Genomic DNA, 22,290 nt, shown 5'->3' on the forward strand with positions numbered 1-22,290 from the left:
ACAAGAAGACGCGGCACAGTAAAAAATCCTCACCTCGCCGCAGATGCATGGGCGGCGAGGTGAGGCGCATGGGTCAGATGTCCCAGATCACGTTGATCGCAAAGTTGCGACCGGGCTGGGTCAGGCGGTCAAGGTTGGCCGGGCCGGTCACACCGGCCTCGCCGACGCTGTCGTAGCTGCGCACGTCATCCCAGTTCCAGTACTTCTTGTCGGTGAGGTTGTAGAGGCCACCGTTGACGGTCACGTCTTTGCTCACCTTGTAGTAGGCGGTCAGGTCGAGGATGCCGAAGCCCGGGGTCTTGAACGGGCCGTCGGTGCCGCCGTCGGGCGCATGGAAGGTCGTGCTGTCGACGCGGTCCTGTTTTTTCACCAAGGTCCAGCTCAGCAGGCCACCGTAGGTGTCCTGGTCGTAGCCCAGGCCAAACACGCCCTTGAGTGGGTTGACGCTGTTCAGCGGTTCGCCATTGTCGTCGTTGCGACCGTAGGTGTAGGCAACCGAGCCTTGGGTATACAGGCCCTTCGGCGCGCCGAAGGTATCCAGGTTCAGGCGGCCCTTGGCTTCCACGCCCTTGATGGTGGCACGCTTGATGTTGACCGCCTGGAACTGCTCCACGGTGCCGCCGACCACGGCGTTGTCTTCGTCGATAAAGTCACGGTACTTGTTGTAGTACACCGCAATATCGAAGGAGCCTTCGTCGAACTTGCCGCGAATCCCGGTTTCGATGCCTTTGCTGGTTTCCGGCTTGAGGTCGGGGTTGGGTTCGACGGTGTAGCCGATGTTGAGGTTTTCGAACCGACCGTACAGGGCTTTGGCAGACGGCGTGCGGAAACCTTCAGCGTATTGGCCGAACCAGGTGTAGTTGTCGGTCAGCGCGTAGGTGAGGCCGAACTTGGGTGTGACGCGGTTCCAGGTCTTGTCCTTGCCGTCGACGGCATACTCGCCGGTCGGGTTGACGGTGTTGAGGAACTCCTGGGTCAGCTTGGGCTTGAGCCGGGTGTAGTCATAACGCACGGCGGGCAGGAAGGTCCATTTGTCCCAGGTGATCTGGTCCTGGGCGAACAGCGAGTAGGTGTTGATGGTCGGGTCGGGGAAGTCGCTGGCCTTCTTCACGCTGTCGCCGGCTGACGGGCTGGGCCCGCCGATGGCGGTGCAGCCGGCGCCAATGGCCAGGCACGAGGCCGAGCCTTCGCGTGAGCCGGTGACTTTCTGCTGCTTGAGGGTGGTGCCGTAGGTCACCTGGTGCTCGGTTTCACCGAGGCTGAATGCTTTGTCCAGCTGTGCGTCGAAGACCCACTGTTTTTCTTCGTAAAGCGTGTCGCGGGTGCGCAGCACGCGACGGCCGGCCTGGTAGATTTCTGCGGTGGTCTGGTCGGTCTTGGCGATCTGGTAGTTGAGGCTGGTCTTGATACGGTCGGCAATCGGCGACTCCAGGGCGAAGGTGTTTTCCAGGCCGAAGCGCTCGCGGGTGATGGTGTCGTTACCGCGACGGTCGCGGTACAGGTTCATGCCCCGGCCACCGATGAACGGGCCGCCCACTGCGTTTTTCAGATTGACGTCGCGGTCATCCTTGAACTTCTCGTAGGTCAGGCCCAAACGGTTGTCATCGCCATAGTTCCAGCCCAGCTTGGCCAGCACGTTGGTGGTGCGCGCATCTTCCGGGTTGGCGCCGGTACGGGCCAGGCCGGTGGCGTTATTGCCGTCGTGGGATTCGGTTTCGTGGCCATTGCGCTGGCTCAGGTGCAGCAAACCGTCGAAGTCCTGCACACGCCCGGCGAAGGTGCCGGAGGTCAGCCAGCTCTCGTCGGCGGAGCTGTAGCCGGTCTTCAGGCGGGCGCCGACGTCCTGGCCTGGCTTGATGATGTCGTCCGGGTCGAGGGTGAAATAACTCACCGCGCCGCCGATGGCACTGCTGCCGTAAAGGGCCGAGGCCGGGCCGCGCAGGATCTCCACGCGTTTGACGATTTCCGGGTCGACGTAGTTGCGGCGGGTCTTGGCGTAGGGGCCGTTGAAGAAGTTGTCTGGCACTTCGACGCCATCCACCTGGGTGAGGACGCGGTCGCCGTCGATACCACGAATGTTGTAGCCGGCATTACCCGAGCGGCTACCAGCGCCGCCGACAGAGACGCCGGGTTCGTAGCGCACCAGTTCACGGATGTTGTTGACGTTCTGGCGGTCCAGTTCCTGGCGGTCGTGCACGCTGACGGTGCTCGGTACGCTGTTCACATCCTGTTCGTTACGGGTGGCGCTGATGGTCACCTGTTGCAGGGCGAGGGCGCTGCCGGTGCTACGTTTTTCCAGCACGATGCTGTTATTACCCAGTTTGCGATAGCTCAGGTTGGTCCCCACCAACAGCCGCTCCAGGGCTTTTTCCGCCGGCAGCGGGCCGCGCACGCCCGGGGACGACACGCCCTGGCCCAGTTCGGCCGGCAGGCCGACTTGCCAACCAGTCACGGCGGTGAAGGCATTAAGCGCCGACACCAGCGGCTGCTGTTCAATGCTGAAGGTGTAATTGGCATGGCTGCGAGCGGCAGGTTCGGCGGCGGTGGCGCTCATGACGGGCGTACCAGCCAGCAGGATCGCAGCGGTCAGCAAGGACAAAACGGGCGAAGCAGACCGGCGGTTGAAACGAGAGGACATCGAGAGCGCTCCGGGATACGAATCTTATAGTTGCGAACCGAACCAAATAGGAATCAGTTGCATTGGCTATAACGAGACGTATCGCCGGTTAACATCGAGTAAAAATAATTCTCATTTAGTTCAGGATCACCAGCGCGGGGTATTCCGACAGCTTGGCCGAGGTGATGTGCGCCAGGGAGCGCACCACGTCCAGGGGTTGGTCGAGGCGGTAGTTGCCGGTGACGGCAACGCTGGCCAACTGCTCGTTGTTGTTGACGATCCAGCCTGGGTAATAACGGCGCAACTCAGCCAGCACTTCGCTCATCGGGCAGTTCTCGAACACCAGTCGGCCCTGTACCCAGGCCAGGTCCTTGCTGGGATCGAGCTTGGCCGGTTGGCCGAAACCCTTGGGGCCGATGCGGATGCTTTCACCGGCGCTCAGGCGCACACGGGCATCGTCGAAGGTGTTGCTCAGGTCGACATCGCCGCGCTGCACTTGAACCTGGGCTTCGCCATTGAGGTAGCGCACAGCAAAGGCGGTATCACGCACGCTGGCGCGCACCGGGCCGGCGTCGATCTCCAGGGGCAGGCCACGGGTGGGCGCTATTTCAAAGAACGCTTCGCCTTGGTACAGGCGGGCAATGCGCTGATGGTCCTTGATGGTGCTGGAAAAGGCCGAGTTGGTGTTCAGCAGCACCTTGGAGCCATCGTCCAGCTGCAGGCGCTGGCGCTCGCCGACCACCGTCAGATGGTCGGCCTGCAAGCGCACCGGCAGGTTGCTGAAACTGAACAGGCCGACCAGTAACACGGCGGCGGTGGCCAAGGGTTTCCAGTGCGGTTTGATCCGGCGCCAACCGCTGGGCTTACGCGGTGCGGCGAGGGCCACGGCGGCGCTGTGCACCGGCGCGTCACCCCAGGCGGCCTGGGCCTTGCTGAAGGCGTGGACATGCGCCGGGTCCTGGGCCAGCCAGGCGTCGAACGCGGCCTGCTGCCCAGGTTGCGGGCACTGCAAGGCGATCAGCCAATCGAGGGCTTGGTCCATGGTCGCGTCTTGCAACACCTCATGAGCCAACGCATGGGGGCGCAGTTTATTCGGGTCCGTCACGGTGTTCCTCGGGTCTTCGCCACGTTCTATTCATTTTTCCTACAGCTTGGATCGACACCTCTGTCGGGTGAAGCTTAAGGCTGATCCAGCCGTTCGGCCACACCCACACAGATGGCCATGATCAATTTGAGTTCCTTTTGCACCGTGCTCAAGGACACACCCAACTGATCGGCAATCTCCTGGTAGCTGCAACCGTGCAGGCGGCTGAGGATGAAGATCCGCTGCTGGCGGGCACTCAACTGGCCAAGGCTGACACTCAGGTGCTCCAGCAGTTGCTCGGCCTGGGTGGCTTCCTCCGGCGTGCTCGCCGGTGCGGCGACGCTTTGCAGGACATCCAGCGGCACATCCTCCTGCAGGGTACGCGCCTGAATCCTGCGCGAGCGCAAATGATCCAGCGCCAGGTTGCGGGCTGTCTGGTAGACAAAGGGTTCAAGGTGGTCGATTGGCCGCTCGCTCAGGGCCCGAGTCACGCGCAGGTAGGTTTCCTGCAACAGGTCCTCGGCAGTGCTGTGGTTATGCACCATGCGTTGCAGAGTTCGTAGCAGGATCACCCGTTGGGTGAGGAAGACGTGGTTGAAGCGAGATTGGCTCACAGTGATACCAGACCGATTTGCAGTGAATGATAATGCTTATCATCAACTGAAATGGCAAGTGGCTATTTCGCTGGGCCAGCGCAGGAGCAAGGAGGTGCACTAAACCCGTGTGGGAGCGGGCTTGCTCGCGAAAGCGGTGTGTCAGTCAACGAATAGGCCAACTGAGCCACCGCTTTCGCGAGCAAGCCCGCTCCCACACGCGCCCGGCTCCCTCAAGAGGGGCTTATTCGGCGTTACACAGCGCCACGCAGTTATCCAGCATACGGTTGGAGAAGCCCCACTCGTTGTCATACCAAGCCAGCACTTTGAGCAATTTGCCGCTGACCTTGGTGTGATTGGCGTCGAAGATCGACGACAGCGGGTTATGGTTGAAGTCGCTGGAAACCAGCGGCAGGGTGTTGTAGCCGAGGATTTTGGAGTGCTGGCTGGCGTGTTTGAGCAGGGCGTTGACCTCATCGGCCGTGGCTTCTTTCTTCAGCTGCACGGTGAGGTCCACCAGGGACACGTTGATCACCGGTACACGCACCGCCATGCCGGTCAGCTTGCCTGCCAGTTCCGGCAGCACCAGGCCCACCGCTTCAGCGGCGCCGGTCTTGCTCGGGATCATGTTCTGGGTGGCCGAACGCGCGCGGTACGGGTCGGTGTGGTACACGTCGGTGAGGTTCTGATCGTTGGTGTAGGCGTGGATGGTGGTCATCAGCCCGCTTTCGATGCCCAGCTCGCGATGCAGTACCTGGGCCACCGGCGCCAGGCAGTTGGTGGTGCACGACGCGTTGGAAATGATCTGGTGGGATTGACGCAAAATGTCATGGTTTACCCCGTAGACCACAGTGGCGTCCGCGCCTTTGGCCGGGGCAGAAATGATCACCTTGCGCGCGCCGGCGCTAATATGGGCGGCAGCCTTGTCACGGTCGGTGAACAGGCCGGTGCATTCGAACACCACGTCAATCTTGTGCGCAGCCCACGGCAGGTCGGCGGGGTTGCGAATGGCACTCACGGCAATCCGGTCACCATTGACGGTCAGGCTTTCCTGATCGTGGGCAACCTCTGCGTCGAAAGTGCCGTGTACGGTGTCGTACTTGAGCAGGTGGGCATTGATCGAGCTGTCGCCCAAATCGTTGATGGCGACGATCTGCAAATCCTGGCGATAGCCTTGGGTATACAGTGCGCGCAGGACATTACGGCCGATACGGCCAAAACCATTGATTGCGATTCGAAGAGTCATCGGAAAGTGCCTGTCGTCGATTTGTTGTAAGAATTACAAGATTATTCGCATAAAAATAGAAAACAAGCCTTTTTAGTGGCAATATTTTGTTCAATCTACAACGAGTGACCTGAATCAACTGGTCCGATGATCCAAACGACCCCCTGCCATCCCATGAGCCGTGGGCGTTTGATCAGCATAGACTCTCAGGTCGCCACATCCGTTAGCCTGGAGTTCTATACATGCATCCCCGCGTTCTTGAGGTCACCGAACGGCTTATCGCCCGCAGCCGCGCCACCCGCGAGGCTTACCTTGCGCTCATTCGCGGCGCAGCCAGCGACGGTCCGATGCGCGGCAAGCTGCAATGCGCCAACTTCGCCCACGGTGTGGCCGGTTGCGGCACCGAAGACAAAAACAGCCTGCGCATGATGAATGCCGCCAACGTGGCAATTGTTTCTTCTTATAACGACATGCTCTCGGCGCATCAGCCCTACGAGCATTTCCCCGAACAAATCAAAAAGGCCCTGCGCGAAGTCGGCTCGGTCGGCCAGTTTGCCGGCGGCACCCCCGCCATGTGCGACGGCGTGACCCAGGGCGAGCCGGGCATGGAACTGAGCCTGCTCAGCCGTGAAGTCATTGCCATGTCCACGGCGGTAGCGCTGTCCCACAACATGTTCGACGCCGCGCTGATGCTGGGCATCTGCGACAAGATCGTCCCTGGCCTGATGATGGGTGCGCTGCGCTACGGCCACCTGCCGATGATCTTCGTGCCGGGCGGGCCGATGCCGTCGGGTATCTCCAACAAGCAGAAGGCCGATGTGCGCCAGCGCTACGCCGAAGGCAAGGCCAGCCGCGAAGAGCTGCTGGAATCGGAGATGAAGTCCTACCACAGCCCCGGCACCTGCACCTTCTACGGCACCGCCAACACCAACCAGTTGCTGATGGAAGTCATGGGCCTGCACTTGCCCGGCGCTTCGTTCGTCAACCCGTACACGCCGCTGCGCGATGCGTTGACCCGCGAAGCCGCGCACCAGGTCACGCGCTTGACCAAGGCCAATGGCAACTTCACGCCCATTGGCGAGATTGTCGACGAGAAGTCCATCGTCAACTCCATCGTTGCGCTCAACGCCACCGGCGGTTCCACCAACCACACCCTGCACATGCCGGCCATCGCCATGTCGGCAGGCATCATCCTGACCTGGCAGGACATGGCCGACCTCTCCGAGGTGGTACCGACCCTGTCCCACGTGTATCCAAACGGCAAGGCTGACATCAACCACTTCCAGGCGGCGGGCGGTATGTCGTTCCTGATCCGCGAACTGCTCGAAGCCGGCCTGCTTCACGAAGACGTCAACACCGTGGCCGGCAAGGGCCTGAGCCGCTATATCCAGGAACCTTTCCTGGTCGACGGCGAACTGGTCTGGCGCGACGGCCCGATCGAAAGCCTCGACGAAACCATCCTGCGCCCCGTGGCCCGTGCGTTCTCGCCGGAAGGCGGCTTGCGCGTAATGGAAGGCAACCTCGGCCGTGGCGTGATGAAGGTTTCGGCGGTAGCCCCGGAGCATCAGGTGGTCGAAGCGCCGGCGGTGGTGTTCCAGGACCAGCAGGACCTGGCCGATGCCTTCAAGGCCGGCCTGCTGGAAAAAGACTTCGTTGCGGTGATGCGCTTCCAGGGGCCGCGCTCCAACGGCATGCCGGAATTGCATAAGATGACGCCGTTCCTGGGCGTGTTGCAGGACCGTGGTTTCAAAGTGGCACTGGTGACAGACGGGCGAATGTCCGGCGCGTCGGGTAAGATCCCTGCCGCGATCCACGTCAACCCCGAAGCCCAGAGCGGCGGGCCGCTGGCGCGGGTCCAGGATGGCGATATCATCCGTGTGGATGGCGTTACCGGCACCTTGGAGCTTAAGGTGGACGCCGAAGTATTTGCAGCGCGCACGCCTGCCACGGGCCTGTTGGGCAATAACGTGGGGGCCGGTCGCGAGTTGTTTGCATTCATGCGCTTGGCCGCAAGCTCCGCAGAGCAGGGCGCCAGCGCCTTTACCTCTGCCTTGGAGACGCTTAAGTGAAGCTTGCGCTGGTCGGTGATATCGGGGGGACTAACGCCCGTTTTGCGTTATGGCGGGATCAGGAACTGCATTCGATCCGCGTGCATGCCACGGCGGATCACGGCAGCCCTGAAGAGGCGATCAAGGTCTATCTCAAAGAAGAAGGCCTGCAAATCGGCGACATCGGTGCGGTGTGCCTGTCGGTGGCCGGGCCGGTGAGCGGCGATGAATTCAAGTTCACCAACAACCACTGGCGCCTGAGCAAAACCGCGTTTTGCCAGGCCCTGCAGGTGGATGAACTGTTGCTGGTCAACGATTTCTCGGCCATGGCCCTGGGCATGACCCGGCTCAAACCCGACGAATTTCGCGTGGTCTGCGAAGGCACGCCGGAGCCCTTGCGCCCGGCCGTGGTGATCGGCCCGGGCACCGGCCTTGGCGTCGGCACCTTGCTGGACCTCGGCGCAGGCCGCTGGGCAGCGCTGCCGGGGGAGGGTGGGCATGTCGACCTGCCCCTGAGCAGCCCACGGGAAACCCAATTGTGGCAACACATCTACAGCGAGATCGGGCATGTCAGCGCCGAAACCGCGCTGAGCGGTGGCGGCCTGCCGCGGCTGTACCGGGCGATCTGTGCGGTGGATGGGCATGAGCCGGTGCTGGACACCCCCGAAGCCATCACGGCGGCGGGCCTGGCCGGTGACCCCGTGGCCATGGAAGTTTTGGACCAGTTCAGCATCTGGCTGGGCCGGGTGGCGGGCAATAACGTCTTGACCACCGGTGGGCGCGGTGGCGTGTACATCGTGGGCGGGGTGATACCGAGGTTTGCCGACTTCTTTATCAACAGCGGTTTCGCCAAAAGCTTTGCGGATAAAGGCTGCATGAGCGACTACTTCAAAGGTATTCCGGTGTGGCTGGTAACGGCGCCGTATTCCGGGCTGACTGGGGCGGGTGTGGCGCTTGAGCAAGCCTTTGCATAGGTCATAATGGCGCCATCGCAGGCAAGCCAGCTCCCACCGTCTGGAATGCATTCCAAGTGTGGGAGCTGGCTTGCCTGCGATGGCGGCCTAAAGGGCACCCGATGATTTAAGCCAGGCCATAACAACAAGGAGGCCCCCGTGAGCGTAATCAGTAAATCCATTCTCCTCGTCGACGACGACCAGGAAATCCGCGAATTGCTGCAAACCTACCTCAGTCGCGCCGGCTTCCAAGTCCGTGGCGTGTCCGACGGCGCGGGGTTCCGCCAGGCCATGAACGAGGCACCGTGCGACCTGGTCATCCTCGATGTGATGTTGCCAGACGAAGACGGCTTCAGCCTGTGCCGCTGGATCCGCCAGCACCCGCGCCAGGCGCAGGTGCCGATCATCATGCTCACCGCCAGTTCCGACGAAGCCGACCGCGTGATCGGCCTGGAGCTGGGCGCCGATGACTATATCGGCAAGCCGTTCAGCCCCCGCGAGCTGCAGGCGCGCATCAAGGCACTGCTGCGCCGCTGCCAGTTTGGCCAGGAGCGCAGCAGTGGCGGCGATGTGTGGGTGTTCGATGAATGGCGCCTGGATATGATCAGCCACCGCTTGTTTCATGTGGACGGTGAAGAGGTGATCCTCTCCGGCGCCGACTTTGCCTTGCTCAAGTTGTTTCTCGACCACCCGCAGCAGATCCTCGACCGCGACACCATCGGCAACGCCACCCGTGGCCGCGACCTGATGCCCTTGGACCGGATCGTCGACATGGCCGTCAGCCGCCTGCGCCAGCGCCTGCGCGACACCGAGAAACCACCGCGGCTGATCCGCACCGTGCGTGGCAGCGGCTATCAACTGGCAGCCAGCGTGGTTGCCGGCAATGCCCACTGAACCGCTGAACGAACGCCGCCGCCGCTTGCCGGTACCCCGCTCGCTGCTGGGGCGCATGTTACTGCTGACCTTGCTGGCGGTGCTGTTCGCCCAGGCGCTGTCCAGCGTGATCTGGGTGTCGCAATTGCGCGCCACCCAGCTTGAGGGCCTGGTCACCAGCGCCCGCAGCCTCGCGCATTCAATGACCGCCAGCGTGAGTTACTTCCGGTCGCTGCCGGTGGCCTATCGCCCGTTGGTGCTGGACCAGTTGCGCAGCATGGGCGGTACGCGTTTTGTGGTGACCCTCAACGATCGCCCGCTGGACATGCAAATACTGCCCGAAACCCCGCGCAAGCAAGCGGTACTGGTGGCGGTGGATGAAGTGCTGCGCCAGACCCTGGGCGCCGACGTGCATATCTCGGTGGAGTTCGTCAGCGCCGAAGACCTGCGCATCTTCAATGCCGGCCTGAAGCTCGACGAACTGCCACGCTCCTGGGCCCATTACGCACTGACCCTGGAACCGGTGAACCCGCCGGTGCTGGTCACCCAGATCCAATTGGCGCCCGGCGAATGGCTGTACATCGCCTCGCTGTTGCCCGAGCCCTACACCAGCCTGGAAGAACAAGGCCTGCCGTCCCAGCAGGTGTGGTTTATCGTGCTCACCAGCGGTTTTCTGCTGTTGTTCATCGGCCTGCTGGTGCACTGGCAAAGCCGGCCACTCAAGCGCCTGGCGCGAGCGGCGCGGGACATGTCCCTGGGCGCCGATGTGGAGCCTGTGGCTGAAGGCGGCGGCAGTGAAGTGGTGGAAGTGGGTCGTGCATTCAATGCCATGCGTGAACGCATCAGCCGTTACCTGACCGAGCGCAGCCAGTTGTTCAGTGCGATTTCCCATGACCTGCGCACGCCCATTACCCGCCTGCGCCTGCGCGTGGAATTACTGGAAGACGAGAACCTGCAAAACAAATTCGGCCGTGACTTGGATGAGCTGGAGTTGTTGGTCAAGGGCGCGCTGCAATGCGTGAAAGACACCGACATCCACGAAAACATCCAGCCGGTCGACCTCAACCACGTCCTCGAATGCCTGGTGGAGCCGTACCTGGCACCCCATGGCAATGGCCGAGTGACCCTCGATGGCGCGGCGCTGTCAGCCTACCCAGGCAAGCCGCTGGCGCTCAAGCGTTGCATCGGCAACCTGATCGACAACGCGCTCAAGTACGGGCAGAACGCGCATTTGCATATCGAGGACGATGGCGTGCAGTTCATCCTGCACGTGGATGATGAAGGCCCAGGCGTGCCGCAGCAGCGACTGGAGCAAGTGTTTGAACCGCACTTTCGCTTGGCCGGCCAGCAGCAGGGTTACGGGTTGGGGTTGGGGATTGCGCGCAACATTGCCCACAGCCATGGGGGCGAAGTGAGTTTGCAGAACCTGCGCGAAGGCGGCCTGCGCGTCACCTTGCAACTTCCCCGCGGATTAGACTGAATATACGCAGGACTACTGTGGGAGCTGGCTTGCCTGCGATAGCCATAGGTATCTACACAACTGTGCAGTTCGCCGCAGCCACCGGTAACCACGATGCGAAGCGAGCCGCTCTTGATCTTGCTCTTGATCTGCTTTTGATCTTAGGCGCCCCGTTAAACCACGCTGGCCGGAATTCGACAGGGATTTGGGGGGTAAACCGGCAGGGATGCCGGTTTAGCCGCCCCGCGCCATGGATGGCGCGTGGCGGCGGCCCCCCAAATCACTGTCGGATTACGGGCACACCGAGCCCAAGCGAGGTGCCGAGTGGTGGGGCAAGAGCGTTTTGCTTACTTTTGACTGGGCCGGCATTCCGGCTTTTCAAAAGTGAGCCGCCGTCTGGGCGGAACCCTAAGTGGCCGTTACCGCAGCAATGGATATGCACACAATCCAACCGTGTTGACCGCCAGGCCGCCTTCGCGAGCAAGCCCGCACACAGTTGGATCGTGGGGCATCAGGTAGATAAGTGTCGGCTGCCAGGCCGCCATCGCAGGCAAGCCAGCTCCCACATTTTGCTACGCGTGCATCAGATGCTTTGACGCAGTCTGGCCAAGTCGCGCAGCGGCGGCGCACCGAACAACCGGCTGTACTCCCGGCTGAACTGCGACGGGCTTTCATACCCCACCCGATACCCCGCCGCCGAGGCCTCCAGCCCTTCGGCAATCATCAGCCGCCGGGCTTCTTGTAAGCGCAGTTGCTTCTGGTATTGCAGCGGGCTCATGGCCGTGATCGCTTTGAACCGATGGTGCAAGGTCGAGACGCTCAGGTTCACCTCCTTGGCCAGGTCGTCGATACGCAGTGGCTGCTCATAGTTGCCGTTCAGCCATTTGATCGCCTGGCTCACCCGATGGCTCTGGCTGTTAGCCACAGCAATTTCATACAGGCGATAACCCTGTGGGCCACGCAGCAAACGGTAAAGAATTTCACGGTTGATCAGCGGCGCGAGCATCGCGATGTCTTTAGGCGTGTCCAGCAAGCGGGTCAGGCGCAGCACCGCATCGAGCAGTGCGTGATCGATGCGGTCGACGTACATGCCTCGCGAGGTCGGGCGTGAGGGCACGCCCATTGGCCCGGCCTCTGCGATCAGCGCGGTGAGCTGCGCCGGGTCGATGTTGATGCGCACCGAGAGGTTCGGGTCCTCGGCGGTGGCGTCGATGATGCGGCCGGCCACCGGCATCGCCACCGAGAACACCAGGTAGTTGAGCGGGTCGTAGGCAAAGATCTCGTCGGCCAGGCGCACTTCCTTGCTGCCACTGGCGAGGATGCACAGTGCGGGTTCCACCAGCACGGGCATGAAATCCCGGGGCGCGTTGTGGCGGTTCAGGTACAGCGAGGTGATCGCCGTGCCGTAGGAACCGTCCTCCCAGGTATGGCGGTGCACGATACTGGCCAGCTCGGCGCGTTGTTTCTCCATCTCGGCATCGAGGGGAACGGGCTTGGATTCGGGCGACGGCATGGGGCGTCCTCTACACGCGGCTTTGATGGGCTCAGCTTAGCGGCGGCTTTTCAAATAGTGTTACGTCGATTCTGCAGCATCCTTGCCTGATCCTGCGAGATAGCGTGAATCAGGCAAGTGCGCAGCCTGTCATCTGCCTGAAACATGGGGCCTGGGCCTGGAATAAATCCTGAGGCCGAACGTCCTCCCTACGCTTCTCGCAGGATTGTGCAATAAGCCTGCAGGAATTGACTAACCGCGCCCACCCCCGCGCCGTTATCTTTGATCCTGTGGCAACACGCCCTCATTGTGCTTGCCGAGCATCACTTCTCAACGGGAGAGTCGAATATGTCCACCCCCATTCCCGCGAGCCATATGGCCTTTATCCGTGCCCGTAGCGGGTGCAGCACCGAACTCGGTGCACGCTTGAGCAGTTTGATTGAACCGGGTCGCCAGGCCCAGGGTTGCCTGCAATTCTCGTTGCAGCACTCCCAGGTCGACCCCGATGTGTGGCTGGTGTCCGGGTTCTGGAGCAGCGAGCAAGCCATGAGCGCCTACTTCAGCTCTCCGGCCCTGATGATCTTCACTGAGCTGCTGAACGACATGGTCGTGCGCAGCATGGACTTCCAGACCTTTACCGACGCATCGGCCGTACAGGCCTACGGCGAGTACCTGCAACTGGCCGGTTAACGGTTAGAATGGCCGACTTTCCATTGGCCAGGACCTGCAACATGGCACGTAAACAATTTGCCCACCACGAAGCCGTTTCCGCCGTAGTACCGGGCGAAGGTGGCTACAGCGCCGCCGTCGCCGTCAAGGCACTGGATGGCATGGGCGCACCCAGGTTTCACAAGATCCTTGATGGGCAGACGTTCAAGACGGCCTCCGACGCTGACGATGCCGCCACTGAGCAGCTTGGACGGTTGATTGATGTGGATGAAGAAGGCCAACTGAGCTGGGCAATTGCTGAACGCTGAGGCAGCACACCTAACCAATGTGGGAGCTGGCTTGCCTGCGATAGCGGTGTATCAGTCACTACTGAGTTGACTGACCCGGCGCCATCGCAGGCAAGCCAGCTCCCACAGTTTTGATTGCATTTCAGTCAGGGTTTGGTGGCGCCTGGTCTGTGCATTTTGAACAGTGCTTCCGGCCCCAGCTGGAAATAATCCGCCGGGCCACCCCCACGCAAAATCGGCTCGGCAGCAGCGGTGTCGTAGATCCCGTCCTTGAGCAACCACTTGGCGATGTGCACCGCAACCACCTCGCCCAGCACCAGCCAGCTTGGCACCAACTGTTGGTCGGCACGTTGCAGTTGGATGATCTGCGTCACCTTGCACTCGAACGACACCGGGCTCTCGCCCACCCGTGGTACGCCGACGATTTTCGAAGCCACTGGCGTTAAGCCGGAGAGTTCGAATTCATTCACCTCGGGCGATACCGGCGCGCAGCTCTGGTTCATCTGCTCGGCCAGCGGGCGGGTGGCCAGGTTCCAGACGAATTCGCCGGTCTGTTCGATATTGTTCAGGCTGTCTTTGCGCCCGACACTGGAAAACCCAATGATCGGCGGAATGTAGTTAAAGGCGTTGAAGAAGCTGTAGGGCGCCAGGTTCAGGCGACCTTCGCGGTCGTGGGAGGAGATCCAGCCAATCGGGCGTGGGCCGACGATGGCATTGAACGGGTCATGGGGCAGGCCGTGGCCGTTGGCGGGTTCGTAAAAGTGGATATCGTCGGGCATGGCCGGGTTCCTGCTACGCGGTTTGAGAGACCGTCATAGTGCAATTCATGGCAGTGAATTTCCACGGTGCCCATGGATTTTTCATACATAGGCCACCTATTTTTCACAGCTTTCCCTTCAGTCTGCGCCCAAGGTCAATACCCCCTATAAGACTGAGCCTTGGAGCCATTTACTGCATGAACAAACTTCCTCAGATCACCCTGGCGTTCTGGGTCATGAAAATCTGCGCAACCACCTTGGGCGAAACCGCTGGGGACTTGCTGTCGATGACCTTGAACGTTGGTTACGCCATCAGCTCCATGATCCTCATCAGCGTGTTCCTGGTGACCCTGGTGACGCAACTCTGGTCGAAAACCTACAACCCGGTGCTGTACTGGATCGTGATTTTGTCTACCAGCACCGCGGGTACCACGATGTCCGACTTTATGGACCGCACGCTGGGGCTGGGCTACGCCACGGGGTCGATGATCCTGATCGTGATCTTGATGATCATCTTTGCGGTGTGGCACCTCAGTGGTGACTCGCTGAACGTAAACAAGGTGCAGACCTTCCGGGGCGAGCTGTTTTACTGGATGGCGATCCTGTTTTCCAACACCCTGGGCACCGCATTGGGCGATTTTCTCGCGGACGATTCGGGGTTGGGCTTCGCCGGTGGCGCATTGCTGATCGGTTCGACCATCGCCGCGGTGGTGGCGCTCAAATACTTCACCCGCATCTCGTCGGTGCTGTTGTTCTGGGTGGCGTTTGTACTGACACGGCCGTTTGGCGCGACCTTGGGGGACTTCCTGACCAAACCCCATGAAAAGGGCGGCCTGGATTTTGGCACCGTCGGTTCATCGGCGGTGTTGGCGGCGGTGCTGCTGGTGATGATTGCGGGCGCGTCGTATGCACAGCGGCGTTATGGACGGAGTGAGGCCGCAGAGTTGTCCTGAGACTAAATGTGGGAGCGGGCTTGCTCGCGAATGCGGTGTGCCAGTCAATGAACCTATCGACTGACACTCCGCATTCGCGAGCAAGCCCGCTCCCACATTTTTTAGTCCGTGGTGATGCGCGAGTGTTTACGCGTGTCCTTCATGGTCACGTAAACCATCAGCGACACCGCGATACACGCGGTCACGTACCAGTAGTAGCCGGTCTCCATACCGATGCTCTTGAACCACAGCGCGATGTATTCAGCGGTACCGCCGAAGATCGACACAGTCAGGGCATACGGCAGGCCCACGCCCAGGGCGCGGATTTCGGTCGGGAACAGCTCGGCCTTCACCACGGCGTTGATCGAGGTGTAGCCGCTGACGATGATCAGCGCTGCCATGATCAGGAAGAACGCGCCCCACCAGCTTTGGATGGTGTGCAGGGTGGTGAGGATCGGCACGGTGAACAGGGTGCCAAGCACGCCGAAAGCGATCAGGATCGGGCGGCGGCCGATTTTATCCGACAGCCCGCCGATGATCGGTTGCAGGCACATGAACAGAAACAGCGTCGCCGCCGAGATGGTGGTGGAGTCGGAGATGCTCATGCCGACGGTGTTCACCAGGTATTTCTGCATGTAGGTGGTGTAGGTGTAGAACGCCAGGGTGCCGCCCATGGTCAGGCCGACCACGGTCAGCAGTTCCTTGGGGTGGCGCATCAAGGTGCGCATTGCGCTTTCCTTGGCTTTTTCTTTCTTGGTGAACGACTCGGTTTCTTCCATGCCACGACGCAGGTACAGCGCGACCACGGCACACAGCGCGCCGATGGCGAACGGGATGCGCCAGCCCCAGGCGTACAACTGCTCGGTGGTGAGCACCTGTTGCAGCACGATCAGCACCGCCAGTGCGATGAGCTGGCCGGAGATCAGGGTCACGTACTGGAAGCTGGAGTAGAAACCGCGACGTTCCTTGGTGGCCATCTCACTGAGGTAAGTGGCAGAGGTGCCGTATTCGCCGCCGACCGACAGGCCCTGCAGCAGGCGGGCAAACACCAGCAGGATCGGCGCACCGATACCAATGACCTCATAGCCTGGGCTCAGGGCAATCAGCAGCGAGCCGAAGCACATCAGGTACACCGAGGCCATCAAGGCTTTTTTACGCCCGACTTTGTCGGCGTACAGGCCCATCAGCCAGCCACCGATCGGGCGCATCAGGAAGCCCACGGCGAAGATCGCGGCGGTGTTGAGCAGTTGGGCAGTAGTGTCGCCTTTGGGGAAGAAGGCTTTGGCAAAATACAGCGAGAAGGCGGCGTAGACGTACCAGTCGTACCATTCGACCATGTTGCCGACTGATCCGCTGAAAATCGACTTGATGCGGCTGGAGGTGGTGCGCTCCTGCGCTTTTGCGGCCGTCGATCCCAGAGGCACGGTGTTGGAGTTATCCATTGAAGGATCCTTCATCTAGTTGTTTTTATGGAGCGGCGCGTGCGCAGCCTGTTGGGGCTATAGCAGGAGCTGTGCCAGGTAGAGGAAGGCCCGGAATAGAAGGGTTGCGGGATTTTTTTGAGCGAAAAATCGCTGATGGTTTTGGGGTGATGAGCGGAAATCCGCTTATGACTGCAGTGATCGTTCCCACGCTCTGCGTGGTAACGCCTGTGGTGACGCTCCGCGTCGCGCCTTTAAAAAGCGACGCAGAGCGTCTTAGGCTGCGTTTCCACGCGGAGCGTGGGAACGATCAGAAGCGGGATCAGAGAAACATCTCCCTCACCAACCCATGCCGCTGCATCTTCTCATTGAAGGTACGACGCGGCAGTTGCAGTTCGGCCAGCACCGCCTTGATATCGCCCTTGTGACGCGTCAACGCTGCCTTCAGGCAGTGGGCCTCGAACGCCTCCTGCTGCGCTGCCAACGACTGCCCGGCTTCGATCCCTTGCGGTTCCGGCTCGTCCAGCCCCAGCACCTGGCGCTCGGCGACGTTGGCCAGTTCGCGCACATTGCCCGGCCAGTCATGGCTGAGCAGGCGCCCCAGCTGTGGCCCACTCAAGGGCTCGACCTGGCGGCCCAGACGCTCGGCGGCGCTTTGCGCAAAATGCTCGTACAGTAGCGGAATATCTTCGCGACGTTCGCGCAATGGCGGCAGGCGCAGTTGGGCGACGTTGAGCCGATAGGCCAGGTCTTCGCGAAAGCGCCCGGCGCGGGCCTCTTCCAGCAGGTCGGGCTTGGTGGCGGCGATGATGCGCAGGTCCACATGGATACTCTGGTTGGAGCCCAGCCGCTCCAGCTTCTGTTCCTGCAATACGCGCAGCAATTTCACCTGTTGGGCCAGGGGCATGCTTTCGATTTCATCCAGAAACAAGGTGCCGCCGTGGGCATATTCCAGCTTGCCGATACGTTTGCCCTGGGCGCCGGTAAAGGCGCCGCTTTCATGTCCGAACAGTTCGGCTTCGAACAACTGCTCGGGGATCGCCGCGCAATTGAGGGCCACGAAGGGCTTCTTGGCGCGAGGGCCGAAGTCGTGCAGGCAGCGGGCGACCAGCTCTTTGCCGCTGCCGGTCTCGCCACGAATCAGCACATTGACCGGTAAACTCGCCAGGTCCAGCACTTGGCGGCGCAAACTTTGCAGTCCCTTGGACACGCCCAGCAGGCTGGATTCCAACTGCGCGCGATGATCGGCCTGTTGATGCAGGCGGCGGTTTTCCAGGATCAGGCCGCGCTTGTCCAGCGCCCGGCGCAGGCTGTTGAGCAAGGCGTCGGGGCTGAAGGGTTTTTCCAGGAAGTCGTAGGCCCCGTCGCGCATGGCTTCGACGGCCATTGGCACGTCGCCATGGCCGGTGAGCAAAATCACTGGCAAATCGGCATCGCGGCGCTGCACCTCGGCCAACAGCTCAAGGCCGCTGAGCCCCGGCATGCGCACGTCACTCAGTATCACCCCGGCAAAGTCCTTGGGCAGTTGCGCCAGGCACTCTTCGGCGCGGCTGAACAACTGCACGTCAAACCCCGACAGGCTCAGCCATTGCTCGACGGCCGTGCGAATACTGGCTTCGTCATCGACCACAATCACCGCGTTCAACATAGGTCTGGCGTCTCCATGGCGATAGGCAGGGTCAAGGTGAAGATCGCGCCATCGCCACGGTTGGCGGCACTCAGGCGGCCGCCCAGTTCATGCACGATAGCGTAGGACACCGCCAGCCCCAAGCCGAGCCCGTCGCCCACCGGTTTGGTGGTGAAAAACGGGTCGAACACGCTGCTCAAATGTTCTTCGGCAATCCCGCCGCCGCTGTCGCAGACGCTCAACTGCCACAGCTGCTGATCGGCGTGCAGGCGGATTTCCAGGCGCTTGCGCGGTTTGTCGGCCATGGCATCGAGGGCGTTGCGCAACAGGTTGATCAGCACCTGTTCGAGGCGGATCGCGTCGCCGCGTACCCAGGCCGGGCGGGTGAGGTCCAGCACCACACCGATGGCTTCGTCACGCAGGCGCGCATCGAGCAGGTGCAGGGATTGGTCGACCACCGTCGCCAGGTCCAGCTTTTCGCGCAGGCCGCTGGGACTCTTGCGCGCGAACGTCTTGAGGTGGCCGGTGAGCGCGGCCATGCGCGTGAGCATGTCATCCAATGGCGTGAGAGCCTTGTAGGCATCGTCCACGCGACCATGGTCGAGCAACAGCCGCAGCGTCGCCAGTTGCATGCGCTGGGCGGTCAGTGGCTGGTTGATTTCATGGGCGAGGGCGGCGGACATTTGCCCCAATGCCGCCAGCTTGGCGGACTGCACCAGGCCATCCTGGGCGGTGCGCAACGCCTGGGTGCGTTCCTCGACCAATTGCTCCAGTTCTTCACGGCTGCGCTGGCGCAAGCGGGCCAGGCGCCAGCGCTGGCTGAGGAATAGCACCAGAAACACCAGTGCCAGCCACGAACCCGCAGCGGCAAGGCCCGCGTTGCGTTGGTCTTCAAAGGCAAACTGGGGTTTGCGCAACAGGTGCAGGGTCCAGCCTTCGCGCTTGAGCGGCAGCGACTCCCAGATGTAATTGGCGTTGCCTTCGGGGCCGTTGACGCGGATCAAGTGGCTGTTTTCGTCAAAGCGTTGCAGGGGCTGGGTGTCCAGTGGCTGCAGTTGCTTTTTGTCGTATTGGCGGGTGGCCTTGAGTTCGGCCAGGTCATTTTCGGACAACGGCCGCAGGTTGCGATAACGCCAGCCCGGCTGGTTGGCGATAAACACGATGCCCCGCGCATCGCTGACCAACAGCAAGTCATTGCCTTGGGCCCATTCGCGCTCCAGCTCGGGGAACTCCAGCTTGACCACCATGGCGCCGAGGAACTGCTCGTGCTCATCCACGACCGCGCTGGAAAGAAAGTAGCCCGGAATGCCCGTGGTCACCCCCACCGCATAAAAGCGCCCGGTGCCCTGGCTCAGGGTCTGGCTGAAATACGGCCTGAACGCGTAGTTGTGGCCGACATAGCTGCTGGGCAGGTTCCAGTTGCTGGCGGCCACGGCCAGGCCGGTGCGGTCCATCAGTTCCAGGGTCGAAGACTGCGCGGCGCCGTTGATACGCTCCAGTTTGCGGTTGAGCCGGTCTTGCGTGGCGGTGTCCAGCGGGCACTTCAAGGCGCTGATCATTTCCGAGTCCAGCGCCAGCACGGCAGGCAGGGCACGGTAGCGTTCGATCAGGGTGTGCAGCGAGTTGGCGTACAGCGCGAGCTGCTGATTGGCACGGGCGGCGTCGTCCACCAAGGCCTGGCGTTCGGCATGGCGCGTGGCCAAGGCGGCGGCCAGCACCGCACCGGCGATGATCAACAGGGAATAGAAGGTCAGGCGCAGGGGGCGAGGGATCACGATCATACGATGATGAACAGGCACGGTAAGGGGCGAGCACCATAGCATGGGCGGCTCATATCTTGTGACCAAGGCGCTTGTGTGGGAGCTGGCAAGCCTGCGATGACGGCCTGCCAGCCGACGGCTATCTACCTGACACCCCGCGATCCAACTGTGGGAGCTGGCTTGCCTGCGATGACGGCCTGCCAGCCGACATCTATCTACCTGACACCCCACGATCGCAATGTGTGCGGGCTTGCTCGCGAAGGCGGCCTGGCAGGCGACACAGTTGGATTGTGTGTATATCCATTGCTGCGTTAACGGCCGCTTAGGGTTCCGCCCTGACGGCGGCTCACTTTTGAAAAGCCGGAATGCCGGCCCAGTCAAAAGTAAGCAAAACGCTCTTGCCCCACCACTCGGCACCTCGCCTAGGCTCGATGTGCCCGTAATTCGCCAGTGATTTGGGGGGGCGCCGCCACGCGCCATCCATGGCGCGGGGCGGCTAAACCGGCATCCCTGCCGGTTTACCCCCCAAATCCCTGTCGAATTCCGGCCAGCGTGGTTTAACGGGGCGCCTGAGATCAAGATCACAAGCAGATCAAGATCAAGAGCGGCTCGCTTCGCATCGTGGGTAGGGCATAAAAAAGGCGACTGGGCCATGGGGCCGCAGTCGCCTTTATGCTTGTGGAGAAAGTGCTTACTGCACTTCTACCGCCAGGCTGTCACTGATCTTTTTCTGCCAGATGGCAGGACCGGTGATGTGGACGGACTCACCTTTGCTGTCCACGGCAACGGTGACCGGCATGTCCTTCACGTCGAACTCGTAGATGGCTTCCATGCCCAGTTCGGCGAAGGCAACCACGCGCGACTTCTTGATGGCTTGGGCCACCAGGTAAGCGGCGCCGCCCACGGCCATCAGGTACACGGCCTTGTGGTCCTTGATCGCTTCGATGGCGGTCGGGCCGCGTTCGGATTTGCCGATCATGCCCAACAGGCCGGTTTGCTCGAGGATCTGGCGGGTGAACTTGTCCATCCGCGTCGCGGTGGTCGGGCCCGCTGGGCCAACCACTTCTTCGCGCACCGGATCAACCGGGCCGACGTAGTAGATGAAGCGACCCTTGAGGTCCACCGGCAAGGTTTCGCCCTTGTTCAGCATCTCGACCATGCGCTTGTGCGCCGCGTCGCGACCGGTGAGCATCTTGCCGTTGAGCAGTACGGTTTCGCCCGGCTTCCAGCTCTGCACTTCTTCCGGGGTCAGGGTGTCGAGGTTGACGCGACGGGCCGATGGGCCGGCTTCCCAGACGATTTCCGGGTAGGCGTCCAACGGTGGCGCTTCCAGCGACGCCGGGCCCGAGCCGTCGAGCACGAAGTGCGCGTGACGGGTGGCGGCGCAGTTGGGGATCATGCACACCGGCAGGGAAGCGGCGTGGGTCGGGTAGTCCATGATCTTCACGTCGAGCACGGTGGTCAGGCCACCCAGGCCCTGGGCGCCGATGCCCAACTGGTTGACCTTCTCGAACAGCTCCAGGCGCATTTCTTCGATACGGTTCTGCGGGCCGCGCTTTTTCAGCTCGTGGATGTCGATGGACTCCATCAACACTTCCTTGGCCATTACCGCGGCTTTCTCGGCGGTGCCGCCGATGCCGATGCCGAGCATGCCCGGTGGGCACCAGCCGGCGCCCATGGTCGGAACGGTCTTGAGCACCCAGTCGACGATCGAGTCGGACGGGTTGAGCATGGCCATTTTCGACTTGTTCTCGGAACCGCCACCCTTGGCCGCCACGTCCACTTCCACGGTGTTACCCGGGACGATGGAGTAGTGGATGACCGCTGGGGTGTTGTCCTTGGTGTTCTTGCGGGCGCCAGCCGGGTCGGCGAGGATCGAGGCGCGCAGGACGTTTTCCGGCAGGTTGTAGGCGCGACGCACGCCTTCGTTGATCATGTCGTCCAGGCCCATGGTGGCGCCGTCCCAACGCACGTCCATACCCACGCGCACGAACACGGTGACGATACCGGTGTCCTGGCAGATCGGGCGATGGCCGGTGGCACACATGCGCGAGTTGATCAGGATCTGGGCGATGGAGTCACGGGCTGCCGGCGATTCTTCGCGCAGGTAGGCTTCGTGCATGGCCTGGATGAAGTCAACGGGGTGGTAGTAGGAAATGAATTGCAGGGCGTCGGCAACGCTCTGAATCAGGTCGTCTTGCTTGATCACGGTCATGAGTCGCGCTCCTCTATAAGGGAACATTCAATAAAGATGGCGTCAGTGTTGCATCGGTCGGCTGAAGCCATCTTTCCAAGGCACGCCAGAATGGTGCAGGCGCGACGCTAAAAAGGCGCGGCAGTATAACCCGGCACGGTGGCCGATACACCCGACTATGGTCACGAATGCCCGGCCCGGTTATCTGTAGGAGCGAGCTTGCTCGCGAAAAACGTGAATCTGGTGGGTTTCATCAGGTGGTCCGCGTTATCGTTGGCGCTCTTCGCGAGCAAGCTCG

General features: G+C 61.7%; 17 protein-coding genes. 7 read left to right on the forward strand and 10 right to left on the reverse strand.

The genetic code is table 11. The features are described from left to right. Positions 1-73: 73 nt before the first annotated feature. The 4 genes from CRN80_RS15160 to gap all read right to left on the reverse strand — a co-directional run bounded on the left by CRN80_RS15160 (position 74) and on the right by gap (position 5,540). Positions 74-2,638 carry a TonB-dependent receptor gene (locus CRN80_RS15160; protein ID WP_098950479.1) on the reverse strand — a complete coding sequence of 855 codons (2,565 nt, stop codon included), beginning with the start codon at positions 2,636-2,638 and terminating at the stop codon, positions 74-76. 115 nt (positions 2,639-2,753) lie between these two features. Further along, positions 2,754-3,722, reverse strand: coding sequence for a FecR domain-containing protein (locus tag CRN80_RS15165; RefSeq protein WP_098950480.1), 969 nt, complete (start codon positions 3,720-3,722; stop codon positions 2,754-2,756). Between the two features lie 74 nt (positions 3,723-3,796). Beyond that, complete coding sequence (locus CRN80_RS15170) at positions 3,797-4,315, reverse strand: RNA polymerase sigma factor (RefSeq protein ID WP_003193922.1); 519 nt, start codon at positions 4,313-4,315, stop codon at positions 3,797-3,799. 223 nt (positions 4,316-4,538) lie between these two features. Continuing rightward, on the reverse strand, positions 4,539-5,540 hold the full coding sequence (gap, locus tag CRN80_RS15180; protein WP_098950482.1) for a type I glyceraldehyde-3-phosphate dehydrogenase: 1,002 nt from the start codon (positions 5,538-5,540) through the stop codon (positions 4,539-4,541). A 221-nt stretch (positions 5,541-5,761) separates the two neighbouring features. Here gap and edd point away from each other — a divergent pair, with 221 nt between their 5' ends. The 4 genes from edd to CRN80_RS15200 all read left to right on the forward strand — a co-directional run bounded on the left by edd (position 5,762) and on the right by CRN80_RS15200 (position 10,873). After that, positions 5,762-7,588 carry a phosphogluconate dehydratase gene (edd, locus tag CRN80_RS15185; protein ID WP_014719752.1) on the forward strand — a complete coding sequence of 609 codons (1,827 nt, stop codon included), beginning with the start codon at positions 5,762-5,764 and terminating at the stop codon, positions 7,586-7,588. Then, positions 7,585-8,541 carry a glucokinase gene (locus CRN80_RS15190; protein WP_098950483.1) on the forward strand — a complete coding sequence of 319 codons (957 nt, stop codon included), beginning with the start codon at positions 7,585-7,587 and terminating at the stop codon, positions 8,539-8,541. Before edd ends, CRN80_RS15190 begins: the two co-directional genes overlap by 4 nt. Before the next feature lie 138 nt (positions 8,542-8,679). After that, entirely contained in the window at positions 8,680-9,414 is a 735-nt protein-coding gene (locus tag CRN80_RS15195) for a response regulator (protein WP_003193918.1), read from the forward strand. Beyond that, positions 9,404-10,873 (forward strand): ATP-binding protein, encoded by a 1,470-nt coding sequence (locus CRN80_RS15200; protein ID WP_056789187.1) that lies wholly within the window; start codon positions 9,404-9,406, stop codon positions 10,871-10,873. Before CRN80_RS15195 ends, CRN80_RS15200 begins: the two co-directional genes overlap by 11 nt. Positions 10,874-11,435: 562 nt before the next feature. On the opposite strand, the gene CRN80_RS15210 is transcribed toward CRN80_RS15200, so the two are convergent. Next, complete coding sequence (locus tag CRN80_RS15210) at positions 11,436-12,365, reverse strand: AraC family transcriptional regulator (RefSeq protein ID WP_032895462.1); 930 nt, start codon at positions 12,363-12,365, stop codon at positions 11,436-11,438. 327 nt (positions 12,366-12,692) lie between these two features. On the opposite strand from CRN80_RS15210, the gene CRN80_RS15215 reads away from it, so the two are divergent. Further along, the gene (locus CRN80_RS15215) at positions 12,693-13,034 is read left to right on the forward strand and encodes an antibiotic biosynthesis monooxygenase family protein (RefSeq protein WP_032895463.1); all 342 of its coding nucleotides are present in this window, start codon (positions 12,693-12,695) and stop codon (positions 13,032-13,034) included. Between the two features lie 41 nt (positions 13,035-13,075). Beyond that, a complete protein-coding gene (locus CRN80_RS15220) occupies positions 13,076-13,321 on the forward strand; it encodes a hypothetical protein (RefSeq protein ID WP_098950484.1) in 246 nt (81 codons plus the stop codon). Positions 13,322-13,446: 125 nt separating this feature from the next. On the opposite strand, the gene CRN80_RS15225 is transcribed toward CRN80_RS15220, so the two are convergent. Further along, complete coding sequence (locus tag CRN80_RS15225) at positions 13,447-14,079, reverse strand: flavin reductase family protein (RefSeq protein WP_098950485.1); 633 nt, start codon at positions 14,077-14,079, stop codon at positions 13,447-13,449. Positions 14,080-14,255: 176 nt separating this feature from the next. Between CRN80_RS15225 and CRN80_RS15230 the strand changes: the two genes are divergently transcribed. Then, positions 14,256-15,011 (forward strand): hypothetical protein, encoded by a 756-nt coding sequence (locus tag CRN80_RS15230; RefSeq protein WP_098950486.1) that lies wholly within the window; start codon positions 14,256-14,258, stop codon positions 15,009-15,011. A 101-nt stretch (positions 15,012-15,112) separates the two neighbouring features. On the opposite strand, the gene CRN80_RS15235 is transcribed toward CRN80_RS15230, so the two are convergent. From CRN80_RS15235 to CRN80_RS15250, 4 genes are all read right to left on the reverse strand, one after another. Then, positions 15,113-16,432: an MFS transporter gene (locus tag CRN80_RS15235; protein ID WP_032895468.1), complete on the reverse strand. Its 1,320-nt coding sequence runs from the start codon at positions 16,430-16,432 to the stop codon at positions 15,113-15,115. Positions 16,433-16,733: 301 nt separating this feature from the next. After that, positions 16,734-18,059, reverse strand: coding sequence for a sigma-54 dependent transcriptional regulator (locus CRN80_RS15240; protein WP_032895470.1), 1,326 nt, complete (start codon positions 18,057-18,059; stop codon positions 16,734-16,736). Continuing rightward, a complete protein-coding gene (locus CRN80_RS15245; protein ID WP_098950487.1) occupies positions 18,053-19,819 on the reverse strand; it encodes an ATP-binding protein in 1,767 nt (588 codons plus the stop codon). Before CRN80_RS15245 ends, CRN80_RS15240 begins: the two co-directional genes overlap by 7 nt. A 670-nt stretch (positions 19,820-20,489) precedes the next feature. Continuing rightward, on the reverse strand, positions 20,490-22,013 hold the full coding sequence (locus CRN80_RS15250) for a fumarate hydratase (protein ID WP_003193907.1): 1,524 nt from the start codon (positions 22,011-22,013) through the stop codon (positions 20,490-20,492). Between the last annotated feature and the right edge of the window lie 277 nt (positions 22,014-22,290).

It is taken from the genome of Pseudomonas sp. FDAARGOS_380 (assembly GCF_002591235.1).
GTDB classification, from domain to species: Bacteria; Pseudomonadota; Gammaproteobacteria; order Pseudomonadales; family Pseudomonadaceae; genus Aquipseudomonas; species Aquipseudomonas salmasensis.

Bases quoted from the DNA above. Each gene is read 5' to 3' on its own strand.
- CRN80_RS15220 (WP_098950484.1), top strand. From the start codon at position 13,076: ATGGCACGTAAACAATTTGCCCACCACGAAGCCGTTTCCGCCGTAGTA.
- CRN80_RS15160 (WP_098950479.1), bottom strand. From the start codon at position 2,638: ATGTCCTCTCGTTTCAACCGCCGGTCTGCTTCGCCCGTTTTGTCCTTG.
- CRN80_RS15225 (WP_098950485.1), bottom strand. From the start codon at position 14,079: ATGCCCGACGATATCCACTTTTACGAACCCGCCAACGGCCACGGCCTG.
- edd (WP_014719752.1), top strand. From the start codon at position 5,762: ATGCATCCCCGCGTTCTTGAGGTCACCGAACGGCTTATCGCCCGCAGC.
- CRN80_RS15215 (WP_032895463.1), top strand. From the start codon at position 12,693: ATGTCCACCCCCATTCCCGCGAGCCATATGGCCTTTATCCGTGCCCGT.
- CRN80_RS15245 (WP_098950487.1), bottom strand. From the start codon at position 19,819: ATGATCGTGATCCCTCGCCCCCTGCGCCTGACCTTCTATTCCCTGTTG.
- gap (WP_098950482.1), bottom strand. From the start codon at position 5,540: ATGACTCTTCGAATCGCAATCAATGGTTTTGGCCGTATCGGCCGTAAT.
- CRN80_RS15200 (WP_056789187.1), top strand. From the start codon at position 9,404: ATGCCCACTGAACCGCTGAACGAACGCCGCCGCCGCTTGCCGGTACCC.
- CRN80_RS15210 (WP_032895462.1), bottom strand. From the start codon at position 12,365: ATGCCGTCGCCCGAATCCAAGCCCGTTCCCCTCGATGCCGAGATGGAG.
- CRN80_RS15230 (WP_098950486.1), top strand. From the start codon at position 14,256: ATGAACAAACTTCCTCAGATCACCCTGGCGTTCTGGGTCATGAAAATC.
- CRN80_RS15235 (WP_032895468.1), bottom strand. From the start codon at position 16,432: ATGGATAACTCCAACACCGTGCCTCTGGGATCGACGGCCGCAAAAGCG.
- CRN80_RS15250 (WP_003193907.1), bottom strand. From the start codon at position 22,013: ATGACCGTGATCAAGCAAGACGACCTGATTCAGAGCGTTGCCGACGCC.
- CRN80_RS15240 (WP_032895470.1), bottom strand. From the start codon at position 18,059: ATGTTGAACGCGGTGATTGTGGTCGATGACGAAGCCAGTATTCGCACG.